The 12268-nt window shown below is 65.6% G+C and carries 14 protein-coding genes; all 14 read right to left on the reverse strand.

Annotated elements, in window-relative coordinates:
* Positions 1 to 29 precede the first annotated feature (29 nt).
* Positions 30 to 779 carry a TfpX/TfpZ family type IV pilin accessory protein gene (gene tfpZ / locus LZ017_RS09520; RefSeq protein WP_241396497.1) on the reverse strand — a complete coding sequence of 250 codons (750 nt, stop codon included), beginning with the start codon at positions 777 to 779 and terminating at the stop codon, positions 30 to 32.
* Positions 780 to 805: 26 nt separating this feature from the next.
* Positions 806 to 2140, reverse strand: a complete 1335-nt coding sequence (locus tag LZ017_RS09525) for an O-antigen ligase (RefSeq protein ID WP_241396499.1) — start codon at positions 2138 to 2140, stop codon at positions 806 to 808.
* Between the two features lie 56 nt (positions 2141 to 2196).
* Positions 2197 to 2625 carry a pilin gene (locus tag LZ017_RS09530; RefSeq protein ID WP_277604614.1) on the reverse strand — a complete coding sequence of 143 codons (429 nt, stop codon included), beginning with the start codon at positions 2623 to 2625 and terminating at the stop codon, positions 2197 to 2199.
* Positions 2626 to 2869: 244 nt separating this feature from the next.
* Positions 2870 to 3649 (reverse strand): MBL fold metallo-hydrolase, encoded by a 780-nt coding sequence (locus LZ017_RS09540; protein WP_241396500.1) that lies wholly within the window; start codon positions 3647 to 3649, stop codon positions 2870 to 2872.
* A 119-nt stretch (positions 3650 to 3768) separates the two neighbouring features.
* A complete protein-coding gene (locus tag LZ017_RS09545) occupies positions 3769 to 4425 on the reverse strand; it encodes an FHA domain-containing protein (protein ID WP_241396502.1) in 657 nt (218 codons plus the stop codon).
* A 107-nt stretch (positions 4426 to 4532) separates the two neighbouring features.
* Positions 4533 to 5327, reverse strand: a complete 795-nt coding sequence (locus LZ017_RS09550) for a Stp1/IreP family PP2C-type Ser/Thr phosphatase (protein ID WP_241396505.1) — start codon at positions 5325 to 5327, stop codon at positions 4533 to 4535.
* A complete protein-coding gene (locus LZ017_RS09555; protein ID WP_241396507.1) occupies positions 5324 to 6409 on the reverse strand; it encodes a serine/threonine-protein kinase in 1086 nt (361 codons plus the stop codon). The genes LZ017_RS09550 and LZ017_RS09555 overlap by 4 nt, the downstream gene beginning before the upstream one ends.
* Positions 6410 to 6427: 18 nt before the next feature.
* Positions 6428 to 7159, reverse strand: a complete 732-nt coding sequence (locus LZ017_RS09560; protein ID WP_241396510.1) for a TerC family protein — start codon at positions 7157 to 7159, stop codon at positions 6428 to 6430.
* A gap of 159 nt (positions 7160 to 7318) precedes the next feature.
* On the reverse strand, positions 7319 to 8212 hold the full coding sequence (gene sucD / locus LZ017_RS09565; RefSeq protein ID WP_241396512.1) for a succinate--CoA ligase subunit alpha: 894 nt from the start codon (positions 8210 to 8212) through the stop codon (positions 7319 to 7321).
* 27 nt (positions 8213 to 8239) lie between these two features.
* Complete coding sequence (sucC, locus tag LZ017_RS09570; protein ID WP_241396515.1) at positions 8240 to 9400, reverse strand: ADP-forming succinate--CoA ligase subunit beta; 1161 nt, start codon at positions 9398 to 9400, stop codon at positions 8240 to 8242.
* Positions 9401 to 9424: 24 nt separating this feature from the next.
* A complete protein-coding gene (locus tag LZ017_RS09575) occupies positions 9425 to 10009 on the reverse strand; it encodes a DUF2889 domain-containing protein (protein WP_241396516.1) in 585 nt (194 codons plus the stop codon).
* 151 nt (positions 10010 to 10160) lie between these two features.
* Positions 10161 to 10685: a regulatory protein RecX gene (locus tag LZ017_RS09580; RefSeq protein WP_241396518.1), complete on the reverse strand. Its 525-nt coding sequence runs from the start codon at positions 10683 to 10685 to the stop codon at positions 10161 to 10163.
* Positions 10682 to 11206 (reverse strand): hypothetical protein, encoded by a 525-nt coding sequence (locus tag LZ017_RS09585; protein ID WP_241396521.1) that lies wholly within the window; start codon positions 11204 to 11206, stop codon positions 10682 to 10684. Before LZ017_RS09585 ends, LZ017_RS09580 begins: the two co-directional genes overlap by 4 nt.
* Before the next feature lie 6 nt (positions 11207 to 11212).
* Positions 11213 to 12256: a recombinase RecA gene (gene recA, locus LZ017_RS09590; RefSeq protein ID WP_241396529.1), complete on the reverse strand. Its 1044-nt coding sequence runs from the start codon at positions 12254 to 12256 to the stop codon at positions 11213 to 11215.
* Between the last annotated feature and the right edge of the window lie 12 nt (positions 12257 to 12268).

Below are 12268 nucleotides of genomic sequence, written 5' to 3' on the forward strand. Positions count from 1 at the left end.
TCTGCTCGGCGCGCCCTGGCGCGTCAGGATCAGAAACCGTCCAGCGGCACGAAGCCCACCGGATCGCCCGTGGAACGGTCAACCAGCACCGACCAGTCGCTGCGCCTCGCCAGCATGGGGATCACCAGCAGATCGCCAACCGGCCGTCCCGCCGCGCGAGCCGCCTCTTCGCCGACGGCCTGGTCCTGTGGATGCTTCTTCAGCAGATCCGCCAGAGACACGCCCACCTTCAGGGCCTGCTGGCGCGCCTCGTCGTCCCAGGCACGCCAGTACTTGGGCCGCATGCCCAGGTCAACCCCGGCCAGGCCCATCATCGTGGCCTCGGCCTTTTCCTCTCCGTGGGGCATCTCGATGCGCAGCAGTCGGGGCCCAGTCCAGGACAGCGTCCGCAGCGGGGGCGGCGCCAAGGGCAGTTCGGACTCCACCACGGCGACCGCCGGCACCACGCGGTAGCGGTCCACCTCCAGCACCAGGGCGACCGGGCGGGCGAGGTGGACGGTGTAGAGGCCGTAGCCCAGGGCGGCCAGCTGCAGCATGACGACGACGCACATGTCCCGAACCAATTCGCGACGAGGCTTGCGAACGTCGAACACCGCCAGCGTGATCAGGGGCCCCATGATCACATCGACCGAGACCAACAGCAGGAACAGCTCCGCGCCGCCCGATACCGTCCGATAGGGGGACGGGTACCACAACCCAAAGACCAGCGCTGCGGCCAAGCCGGCCACCAATATGCTGCCAAGAATATGGAGTCCGGCAGCCGTCAGGCGCGACTTCATCAAGGACCCATGCATCGTCATCTTCCTCAGAACCAACCATGCAGCCAATAGCGCGGCCGCATCTCTTGCCCTTCTACCTTGTTGATCCAGCGGCTGGCCGACAAATGGGGAGAAGGTTGGCGGTACTCCATCCAGGCCACGCCAAGATGGACCGCCATGATTGCAGCCACCGCCAGATGCCCCACGGAAACCCGACGTCTGGCAGGAACCTCGGATGGAGTGTCTGCCTTGTACCAGGCGCAGGCCAACCCAACGGCGATGGCCACCCAGACTTGCGGTAGAGGCATCACGAGGTTGCCCGACAGCCCGGCGTCAACCGCGATCGCGATGCAGGCCGCCACCAGACCCGGCCCCCAGGCCTGAGCTTCCTGCTCACGCCTCGCTCTCAGCCGGCGCAACAGGCACCAGAGCCCATACAAGACCGCCGCGAGCAAAGCCAGGGCCGCGGGCCAGCCCAGTTCGGCGGCCGTCTGCAGGTAGAAATTGTGGGGGTGAGCCGCATCGCCCCTGGGCACACGGGAAAAGTGCATGGGCCCAACCCCCAGCCAGGACTGCGCCGCGTCGTCCAGCGCATAGCGCCAGAGCAGCAGACGCGCATTGGCGCTGGCGGTGTTACCCACCGCCTCCATCACACTGACGCCAAACCACTTCAGCGTCAGCAAGCCCAGCACCCCGCCCATGCCGATCGTGACTGCCGCGCGACCGACATAGGGGCGTGCTTGCCGCCCCATCGCCAAGCCAACAGCAACCGTTGCGACAACGGTGGCCAGAAGGGTGGCACGGGCCACCAGAAAAGTCGCGATGAACGCACAAAGAAACGCCGTGGCGAGCCCCATCCAACGCAGGTCTTTTCGGGTAGCACTAAGGGATACGGCCAGCGCCAGCGGCAGCCCCACCGTTTGAACATGGTTCAGAAACCTGGGGTTGTCATAGCCAAAGACCAATTCTTGCGATTGCACTTGGCCCTCACTGAGCAACACCATGGCCAAGCTCAGCAAGAAAATCGCGCCGTAGACAAGCAAGCCCGCTTGAAGCCACATCAGTAGCCGCGAACGCATCTCCTCCGCCAGCCTGGACACAGAGGCAGCCAATACGACAAGCCCCAGCAATAGCGCCAACTCGCGCATAGCTGTTCCTGGCTGCACCGAATACAACCCACTGGTCACCGACCAGGTCAACGCTGTAAAGAGACCCACGCGGACGGACTTACGAGGCCAACCCCATAGGCACAGCAGCGATACGCTGAGCAACAGCAAAGCTTCTGTAATTCGCGCAAAGTCATGTGCGCTGCGGCCCTGTACCAGTAGCAGATGAACTAGGGGAGCAAAACCCGCATAGAAACCAAGTCCTGTCACCAGCATGCGTTGATCCAACGGAAAAGGGGCCCTTCGGGCCCCTTCAAGCAGTCTTAAGAAAATCACGAGCCCTTGCAGCTGGCGGGCAGATACTTCAGATCAATCGGATTGGAGGAGCCCGCTTGGCACTTCCAAGAAATAGACTCGTTATTCGAGTTCGCCACGATTTCCAAAGTTTTACCACTAAGCTGACTGACCTTGCTGCTACCGGTCACGGTAATCTTGGTTCCGTCAAATGCAATACCACCAAGAACGCCGTTATTAGGAATCGCCGGCATTGGAATATCTGCAGTAGTCGGCATCGTACCCTTGACGGTGTACCACTCCTGGATATTTGTTTTAGGCTGGGTGGTCGCAGCGATCAGCTCCGAGACATTGGCACGCACCGTGTAATCACGATACGCCGGCAGCGCCACCGCCGCCAGGATGCCGATGATGGCCACGACGATCATCAGTTCGATCAGCGTGAAGCCTTGTTGAACGCGTTTCATGAGAGCTCCTTCAAGGAGGGGTTGAGATATCCCCCTAAATGCAGGGGTCGTGCCAGCCGCACCGCCTTGCAATATGTGATGTACGTCACGAAATATGGCCTGGACGGCATCTGGGCTGACAAAACGCGTCACTCGTCGCTGACCAAAATGGTCATTCCAGGCCCGCGCGGCCAGGATGTGTCACTCCGAAAGCTTGCAGCATGGCTCGGCCTCCGGTCATCCCACAAGTGCGGGCAACTGCGCATCAACCCCAGCGAAACACATGCCCCGCCTCCAGCAAAGCCGGTGCATGGGGCGTCTCCAGCGTCACCAACTCCGCCATCACGGCCGCCTCTTCGCCGGGTTTCACATGGGTGATGTGGAGCCGGGTGGGCTGGGAGAGCTGGGTCAGTTCCTCGGTCAGCAGCGACGGGCACAAATGGCGACTGACCTGCGCCAGCTCTTGTTCGTCGTCGCCAAAAGCGGTCTCGATGACCAGGTCGGCCACCTTGAGCTCGGAAAGCCGGGCCCAGAGCTCGGGGTTGGGACCGGTGTCGCCGGTGTACACCCACCAGCCGGCGGGGCCGGTGTCCACGGCAAAACCGACGGCAGGCACGGTGTGACGCGCGCTCAGCACCTCGATGCGTCGGCCGCCGAGATCCAGCTGCTGGCCGGTGTCGATCACCTGGAAACGCAGTGCCGGCTGCTCGGGCGATGGCAGACGGGTGAAATCGGGCCAGATCACACCGTTGAACACATGGGTGCGCAGGGCCAGCACGGTGGGCGCCAACGCATAGACCTGGATGGGCGGTCGGCCGGCCTGCAGGCGGCGGCGCAGCACGGCATCGGCCAACAGCGCGATGGACATCACATGGTCCAGATGCGAATGGCTGACCAGGATGTGGTCGATGCGCGCGAGCGCATCCAGATCCAGATCGCCCACGCCGCTCCCGGCGTCGATCAGGATGTCGTCATCCAGCAGGAAGGAGGTGGTTCGGTATCCGGCGGCTATCGCCCCGGAGCACCCCAGCACGCGAATCATCATGTGCGGGACTGTAGAACCAGCCGGGACTGGCGCTAAGCGCCGATTTCTCGATTCGGGGACTTATTGGACATCCCGGCCAGCGCGGCCGGGCAGCGCGTGAAAAGCTGCACGCGGCCCGGTCAGGCCTGCACGAACTGCATCTGCGTGCCGGCCAGCTCGATGAGGTCGCCGTTCTTCAGCGCCACCGATTCACCGGTCAGCGGCGTGCCATTGACCAGCGGACGGGAGGCACCTTCCACATGCGCGAACACATAGCCGCTGGGCCTCTTGGTGATGGAGGCCACCTGCACGCCGGGCTTGCCCACCGTGGTGACGACCTTGGTCAGGCTGACCTCGCGGCCGGCGGCCGGGCCATTGAGCACCTTGATCGCGGCCGGCAAGCTGTTGCTGGCCGCGGGAGGCAGCCCGCCAAAGCCCGAAGGCAGGCCGAAGCCCGAACTGGGCGCCGCGCTGGGGCGCAGGATCATGGTCTTTTCGTAATCGGCGCTGTCCTCGGACAGGTATTTGATCTTGTACTTGCCGATCTCGATGACGTCGTTCTGCGCCAGCAGCTGCTTCTTGACCGCCTTGCCGTTGATGTAGGTGCCGTTGGTGGAGTTCAGGTCTTCGATGAAGACGTCGGCCCCCACCATCTGCAGCACGGCGTGCTCACCGCTGACGGCCAGGTTGTCGATCACGATGTCGTTGTACGGCCGGCGGCCGAGCGTGGTCTTGTCCTTGGTGATCTGGACCTCCTTGATCACCACGCCATCCAGCGATACCACCAGCTTGCCCATGCTTGACCTCGAGTTATTGCTTCGTTGCCGCGGTTCCGGCGGCATTTCGAGAAAGGACGGCGCCGCCCGACCTGTCTCGCCCCCGCAGAGGGCGGGGACCTGTGGATTCATCGGCGGCCCGAACCCAGACTGAAGGGCCACCAAACGCGCGCTTTCGTGCGACTTTCTGCACGAATCAGCACGACCGCAATATTATCCTTGCCGCCCATGTCATTGGCGGCATCAATGAGGGCCTGGGAGGCCTCGGGCAGGTCGGGGTGGCTTTGCAGCAACTGCTGCAGGCTGAGCTCGTCGATCATGTCCGACAGGCCGTCGCTGCACAGCAGATAGAGGTCGCCCGGCTGCACCTCGTGCTCGTGCAACTCCAGCATCACGGTATCTTCCACGCCCACGGCGCGGGTCACCAGGTTGCGGTTGTTGGAGAACACCGCTTCCTCGGGCGTCAGCAGGCCCGCGTCAAGCTGCTCTTGCAGCAGCGAGTGGTCACGGGTCAGCTGCATCAGCTGGCTGCCGCGCAGTCGATAGGCGCGCGAATCCCCCACATGGCCCAGCAGCAGCCCCTGCGGGCGGAACACCGCCAGCACCAGCGTCGTCCCCATGCCGGCATAGCGAGGGTTGGTGTTGGCCGCGTTGAAGATGGCGCGATTGGCGTTGTCGACGCAGATGTCCATCGCGCGGCGCACGTCCTGACCGGATACGCGATCGCCCGCCTCCTGCAGCCAGCGTCCCAGCTCGTTGCGGATGAAGCTGGTCAACATCTGGCTGGCCACCTCGCCGGCGTTGTAGCCACCCATGCCGTCGGCCAGCACGGCCAGCCCCACCCGCTCATCCACGGCCACCGAATCCTCGTTGTTGCTGCGCACGCGGCCGGTGTCGGTGGCGCTGAAGAACTCCAGGGTCATGTGGTTCTGGGTGGCTCGTCGGAAGAGGGAGGCTCATTTTGCCCCGGGTCCTGAGGCCTCAAGCGTAAAGTATCCGCGAAGGCTGCGGACTCCCCCACGTTGGGTGGATTGCCAGCGGGACCAGAAGATGCCGCAAGCGCCGGATCGAGTTGGGCCAGCACCGCCTCCAGGTCCTGCGCCAGCTGTTCGCCGCTCTGATAGCGCAGCTCGGGTCGCTTCTCAAGCGCCAGCGCCAGCACCAGCGCGAGCGACTCCGGCAGCTCGGCTCGCAAATGGCGCACGTCGGGCGCCGGCTGGTTGGCGATCTGGTACATCAGCTGGGCCATCGAGTCCGACTGATGCGGCAGCCGCCCGGTCAGCAACTGGTAGAGCATCACGCCCAGCGAGTACAGATCGCTGCGGCCGTCCACCGGCAGGCCGGCCAGTTGCTCGGGCGACATGTAGGACGGCGTGCCCAGCACCAGGCCCGTCCGGGTGCGGCTGCCATCGGCCATGCGCGCGATGCCGAAGTCCATGATCTTGAGCGCGTTGCCCACGCGATCCAGCATCACGTTGGCCGGCTTGATGTCGCGGTGGACCACGCCCTGGCTGTGGGCATAGTGCAGCGCGCGCGCCAGACGAGCGCCCAGCTTCAAGGCCTCGCCGACCGGCAACAGCTGGCCGGGGCGCGTGTGATGGCTGAGGTCGCGCCCCAACACGTACTCCATCGCAATCCAGGTGTCGTGGCCGTCCGGGGTCTGGCCGGCCTCCAGCACCTGCAGGATGTCGGGATGCTGCAGATGGCGGGCGGCCGAGGCCTCGCGCATGAAGCGCTGTTTGACATCGGCCAGATCCTCGGCCGCGAACTCGCGCTGCAGCGCCAGGCGCTTGACCGCCACCTGGCGGCGGCTGGGCAGGTGCGTGGCCTTGTAGACCACGGCCATCGCGCCACGGCCGATCTCCTCGCCCAGCCGATAGTCCTGCAGCGACGCGGGCTCGATCACATGGGGCACGGGCTGCGTCGTGGGCAGCTCGGACTCCGCAGGCGCGGATTCGGCCGACGCTCGCCCCAGCAGACGCTTCAGGAAACCACCGGTGCCCATCTGCGTCTCCCTTGAGGATCAGCCCTGCGGCTGGGCGCGCGCCGCCAGCAACCGGCCCAGGCCCAGCACCAGCAACGCGCCGGCAATGCCGCAGCCGTAGTACAGCGCCGGCAGCACCTGCTGCGCGCCGGCCTTGGCCCCCGCGACCATGGGCACATGGCCGGACAGCAGCGGGTCGCCCACCATCATGGTGCCGGCGATCCAACCCAGCAGCATCGCCCCCAGCACGATGACGACGGGGAAGCGGTCCATCAGCTTGATCACCAGCTGGCTGCCCCAGACGATGATGGGAATGGACACCAGCAGCCCGAAGATCACCAGTGGCATCTGGTGCGTGCCGCCCGCGCCTTCGGCGGCGCCGGCGATTGCGATGACGTTGTCCAGGCTCATCACGAAGTCGGCCACGATCACGGTCTTCACTGCGGCCCACAGCTTGTCGCTGGCCTGGATGTTGGCGTGCTCGTCATCGCCCTCGGGCAGCATCAGCTTGATGCCGATCCACAGCAGCAACAGGCCGCCAATCAGCTTGAGCGCCGGCAGCTTCAGCAGCGTCAGCGCGAAGAAGATCAGCACCACACGCAGCACGATGGCGCCGGCCGTGCCCCAGAGAATGCCCCGGGTGCGCTGCGCCGCGGGCAGCTTGCGGCAGGCCAGCGCGATGACGACGGCGTTGTCGCCACCCAGCAGGATGTCGATCATGATGATCTGGCCAACGGCGAGCCAGAACTCGGGGCTTGTGAGCATGTCCATGTGATTGAGCCGTGGGGGTCCCTGGGGCAGAAGGCCCGGCGCACAGTCTAGCGAATGCCGGCGCGCCACCCCGAAATGAGAAAGAGGGGCGCGAGCGCCCCTCTTGTCTTGGTCCGGCGCTGCGGCGCGACGGGCGCACCGCAGGGCCAGGGTCTGCGCTTACAGCAGGCCCTTGAGCAGCTTGCCCATCTCGGACGGGTTGCGGGTCACGGTGAAGCCGCACTCTTCCATGATGGCCAGCTTGGCGTCGGCCGTGTCGGCGCCGCCGGAGATCAGCGCGCCGGCGTGGCCCATGCGCTTGCCCGGAGGGGCGGTGACGCCGGCGATGAAGCCGACCACCGGCTTCTTCATGTTGGCCTTGCACCAGCGCGCGGCTTCGGCCTCGTCGGGACCGCCGATCTCGCCGATCATGATCACGGCGTCGGTGTCCGGATCGTCGTTGAAGGCCTTCATCACGTCGATGTGCTTCAGGCCGTTGATCGGGTCGCCACCAATGCCCACGGCGGACGACTGGCCGATGCCCAGCTCGGTCAGCTGCGCCACGGCTTCATAGGTCAGCGTGCCGGAGCGCGACACCACGCCCACGCGGCCCTTCTTGTGGATGTGGCCGGGCATGATGCCGATCTTGATTTCTTCCGGCGTGATCAGGCCCGGGCAGTTGGGGCCCAGCAGCAGGGTTTTCTTGCCGCCGGCGGCTTCCTTGGCCTTCATCTGGTTGCGCACCATCAGCATGTCGCGCACGGGAATGCCTTCGGTGATGCAGATCACCAGGTCCAGGTCGGCCTCGACCGCTTCCCAGATCGCCGCGGCAGCGCCCGCGGGCGGCACGTAGATCACGGAGACGGTGGCGCCGGTCTGGGTCGAGGCTTCCTTGACGGTGGCGTAGATGGGGATGTCGGAGAACTTCTCGCCCGCCTTCTTCGGGTTCACGCCCGCGACAAAGGCGTTCTTGCCGTTCGCATAGGCCTGGCAGCCCAGGGTGTGGAACTGACCGGTCTTGCCCGTGATGCCCTGGGTGATGACCTTGGTGTCCTTGTTGATGTAGATGCTCATGTTTGTATCCTCAGGCTGGGGCAGCGATTACTTGACGGCAGCGACGATCTTGGTCGCGGCTTCGGCCATCGTGTCGGCCGAGATGATGGGCAGGCCGGACTCGGCCAGCATCTTCTTGCCCAGCTCTTCGTTCGTGCCCTTCATGCGCACGACCAGCGGCACCGACAGGTTCACCGCCTTGCAGGCCGTGATCACGCCTTCGGCGATGGTGTCGCACTTCATGATGCCGCCGAAGATGTTGACCAGAATGCCCTTCACGGCCTTGTTCTTCAGCATGATCTTGAAGGCCTCGGTCACCTTCTCGGCCGTCGCGCCACCGCCCACGTCCAGGAAGTTGGCCGGCTCGCCGCCGAACAGCTTGATGGTGTCCATGGTCGACATGGCCAGGCCGGCGCCGTTCACCAGGCAGCCGATGTTGCCGTCCAGCGAGATGTAGGCGAGGTCGAACTTGGAGGCCTCGACTTCCGCCGGATCCTCTTCGTCCAGATCGCGGTAGGCGACGATCTCGGGATGGCGGAACAGCGCGTTGGCGTCGAAGTTGAACTTGGCGTCCAGCGCGATCAGGTTGCCCTTGGAGTCGCAGTTCAGCGGGTTGATCTCAACCAGCGACGCGTCGGTGTCCATGTAGCACTTGTACAGCTTCTGCAGCAGGTCCACGGCCTGGTCCACGGTGTGGCCGCTCATGCCGATGGCCGCGGCCACCTTCTTCGCCTGCTCGGCGGTCAGGCCGGCCAGCGGGTCGATGTACTCGGTGACGATCTTCTCGGGCGTGGCGTGCGCCACTTCCTCGATGTCCATGCCGCCTTCGCTGGAGGCGATCAGGGCCACCTTCTGCGTGCCACGGTCGGTCACCAGCGAGACGTAGTATTCCTTCTGGATGTCGGCGCCATCCTCGATGTACAGGCGGCGAACCTTCTGGCCTTCAGCGCCGGTCTGGTGCGTGACCAGTTGCATGCCGAGAATCTTTTCCGACAGCGCCTTCACGTCGTCCAGGGTCTTGGCGACCTTCACGCCGCCACCCTTGCCACGGCCACCGGCGTGGATCTGAGCCTTCACCACCCAGACCGGGCCGCCCAGCTTTTGCGCGGCTTCCACCGCTTCTTGCACCGTGAACGCAGGAATGCCGCGCGGCACGGGCACGCCGAACTGGCGCAGGATTTCCTTGCCCTGGTACTCGTGAATCTTCATAGGGACGTCTCGCTTGTTGGATGGTCAGGAAGAGGAAGCGGGCAGCGGCGCCGGGGTGGCCGGCCTGCCGCGATACCAGCGGGGGTAATGAGTTTGCACCACGGGTCCGTCGGCGCGCAGCGCATGGCAGCGGTCCAGCTGGAAGGGCGGCCGGCCATCGGCGCTGCCCTCGCGGGTGTCCAGCACCACGCCGGCCAGGGCCTGGATCACCGCCGTCGGCAGGATCTGGCACAGCTCGGTGAGATGGGTACACCCCTTGACGCCGGCCAGCCGCTCCTTGACGCCGGCGCGAAAGCCCTTGAACAGGTTCAGCCCGACCAACGCGCGGTAGGCGTCGCCATGGTGCTCGCAATGGCCCGGATAGGGCATCCAGTCCGTCGAAGAACCGGCCGAACGAATCGTCAGCTCGCGGTCCACCACCAGCACCAGCCGCATGTGGTGCAGCGGTTCGCCCACCTTGCGCAGCCCGGCCGCCAGCGGCAGATCGCAGTTCTTCAGGTCCTTCAACTCCGCCTCGACGTCGAACAGCCCGTCGTCGCGCGCATAGACCTGCACGTCGAGGCTTCGACGATGCAGCAATTGACGCGCGGGGGAGGCGGAGACAGACATAGACCGGTGCAAACGCGCAAAAACACGCCCGCGGCTTCATCGGAGACAGCAGCGGGCAGGGCTTGCGAAGCCGCCAATGTAGCATGCTGCGCTGCGGCAAGCCTGTCACGGGGCTGACCCGGGCGCGAGGGCCGGCCACGTCGGCCGCCCCTCACTCGTCCGATGTCGAACGCCACAGCCGCTGAACCAGCGCGGCCGAGAAGCCACGCCCCAGCAGGAAGCGCAACTGCCTGGCCTTGTCCGCTGGCGTCACGGGTACTTGCCCGCCGAACTTGTGCTGCCAGATGTCGCGCGCGCGCTCCAGTTCGCTGGCAGCCAGCGCCTCACGCTGTTCGGCCGACAGGCTCAAGCCATGCTGGGCCAATTCCTGCGCGATGCGCTGCTGGCCCCAGCGGCCCGATCGCGCATGCACCCGCGATTCCACGAAGCGCGCCTCGTCCAGATAACCCTGCGCCTGCAGCCAGGCCAGCAAGGCATCGACCTCCTCGGCCACGGCCTCCTCGTCGGGCGGCGAGGCGGGCAAGGCCTCGTCGTCAACGCGCGCCAGCGCGATCTGCTGCGCCAGGCGCAACAGCTTGCGGCGCAGTTCGGCGCTGCTGTGTTCACGCTGGGCCAGCAGCGCGATCGCCCGCGCCTTCAACGACAGACCGGGCGAGGCAGCACTGGCGCGCTTCATTCGTGGCGGGACAAGGACCAGCCGTCGCGCAAATCCGGCCGCATGCTCTGACGGCCCGGCAGCGCCGGATCGGCCTCGGCGCGCCAGGCGGGGGGCGCCTTGCAGTCGCTCCAGTACTCGTCCACCCGGACGATCAGCCCGCCGCGCAGACCGAAGAAGCTGTTGGCATAGAAGCTGTCGCCACCATGGTCGACGCGCAGCAGGCTGTGGACCCGGGCCAGGCCCGGCACCGGACCGGCGCAGTCGGCTTCCTGCGTGACGACGCTGGCCGCTGGCGGCCCGGTGGACGCATCCGTGTCGCCCAGCAGTGCATTCAGCGACAGCAAGTGCAGCCGCCAGCCCTCGGGATAGATGGCATTCACATGGACCACACCGGCGGCGCCATCGAAGCGCTCGCCGGTGCTCCACCACAGGCAGCAAGCCTCGGGATGGAACAGGGCCTGGGCCGCCGCCCAGTCACGCGACTGGTAGCAGGCCCAGAGACGGCGCACCAGCGCCATGTCGGACGCCGAGGCCCACATCGCGGCTTACTCCGCGTTGGCGCCGCTCACGCCCAGCAGCGGGATGCCCAGCGATTCGCGGATCTTGTTTTCGATCTCCACCGCCAGGTCGGGGTTTTCGCGCAGGAACTCGCGCGCGTTGTCCTTGCCCTGGCCGATCTTCTCGCCACCGTAGGCATACCAGGCACCGGACTTGTCCACCACCTTGGCGGCCACGCCCATGTCAATGATCTCGCCTTCGCGGCTGATGCCTTCGCCGTACAGGATGTCGAACTCGGCCGTCTTGAACGGCGGCGAGACCTTGTTCTTCACGACCTTGACCTTGGTCTCGGAGCCGATCACTTCCTCGCCCTTCTTGATCGAGCCGATGCGGCGGATGTCCAGGCGCACCGAGGCGTAGAACTTCAGCGCATTGCCGCCGGTCGTGGTCTCGGGGCTACCGAACATCACGCCGATCTTCATGCGGATCTGGTTGATGAAGACGACCGTGCAGTTGGTCTTCTTGATGGTCGCGGTAAGCTTGCGCAGCGCCTGGCTCATCAGCCGCGCCTGCAGGCCCGGCAGCGCGTCGCCCATCTCGCCTTCCAGTTCGGCCTTGGGGGTCAGCGCCGCGACCGAGTCGACAATGATCAGGTCCACCGAGCCGGAGCGCACCAGCGCGTCGACGATCTCCAGGGCCTGCTCGCCGGTGTCGGGCTGGCTGATCAGCAGGTCCTGCAGGTTGACGCCCAGCTTCTGCGCGTACTGCACGTCCAGCGCGTGCTCGGCGTCGATGAAGGCGCAGACCCCCTGCAGCTTCTGCATCTGCGCGATGACCTGCAGCGTCAGCGTGGTCTTGCCGGAGGATTCCGGACCGTAGATCTCGATCACGCGGCCGCGCGGCAGGCCACCGACGCCCAGCGCGATGTCCAGGCCCAGCGAGCCGGTGGAGACGACCTGGATGTCCTCGATCTTCTCGCCTTCGCCCAGGCGCATGATGGAGCCCTTGCCGAACTGCTTCTCGATCTGGGCAAGGGCGGCCTGCAGGGCCTTGGCTTTCTCGGTGTTGGGCTGCTTGGCGACGGCGTCCATGGGAATCTCTCC

The organism is Pelomonas sp. CA6 (assembly GCF_022549225.1).
Taxonomy (GTDB): Bacteria; Pseudomonadota; Gammaproteobacteria; order Burkholderiales; family Burkholderiaceae_C; genus Roseateles.

Coding starts and splice junctions, on each gene's coding strand:
- recA (WP_241396529.1), bottom strand. CDS start 12,256: ATGGACGCCGTCGCCAAGCAGCCCAACACCGAGAAAGCCAAGGCCCTG.
- LZ017_RS09525 (WP_241396499.1), bottom strand. CDS start 2,140: ATGCTGGTGACAGGACTTGGTTTCTATGCGGGTTTTGCTCCCCTAGTT.
- LZ017_RS09555 (WP_241396507.1), bottom strand. CDS start 6,409: ATGGGCACCGGTGGTTTCCTGAAGCGTCTGCTGGGGCGAGCGTCGGCC.
- LZ017_RS09560 (WP_241396510.1), bottom strand. CDS start 7,159: ATGGACATGCTCACAAGCCCCGAGTTCTGGCTCGCCGTTGGCCAGATC.
- tfpZ (WP_241396497.1), bottom strand. CDS start 779: ATGAAGTCGCGCCTGACGGCTGCCGGACTCCATATTCTTGGCAGCATA.
- LZ017_RS09545 (WP_241396502.1), bottom strand. CDS start 4,425: ATGGGCAAGCTGGTGGTATCGCTGGATGGCGTGGTGATCAAGGAGGTC.
- sucD (WP_241396512.1), bottom strand. CDS start 8,212: ATGAGCATCTACATCAACAAGGACACCAAGGTCATCACCCAGGGCATC.
- LZ017_RS09540 (WP_241396500.1), bottom strand. CDS start 3,649: ATGATGATTCGCGTGCTGGGGTGCTCCGGGGCGATAGCCGCCGGATAC.
- LZ017_RS09530 (WP_277604614.1), bottom strand. CDS start 2,625: ATGAAACGCGTTCAACAAGGCTTCACGCTGATCGAACTGATGATCGTC.
- sucC (WP_241396515.1), bottom strand. CDS start 9,400: ATGAAGATTCACGAGTACCAGGGCAAGGAAATCCTGCGCCAGTTCGGC.
- LZ017_RS09580 (WP_241396518.1), bottom strand. CDS start 10,685: ATGAAGCGCGCCAGTGCTGCCTCGCCCGGTCTGTCGTTGAAGGCGCGG.
- LZ017_RS09585 (WP_241396521.1), bottom strand. CDS start 11,206: ATGTGGGCCTCGGCGTCCGACATGGCGCTGGTGCGCCGTCTCTGGGCC.
- LZ017_RS09550 (WP_241396505.1), bottom strand. CDS start 5,327: ATGACCCTGGAGTTCTTCAGCGCCACCGACACCGGCCGCGTGCGCAGC.
- LZ017_RS09575 (WP_241396516.1), bottom strand. CDS start 10,009: ATGTCTGTCTCCGCCTCCCCCGCGCGTCAATTGCTGCATCGTCGAAGC.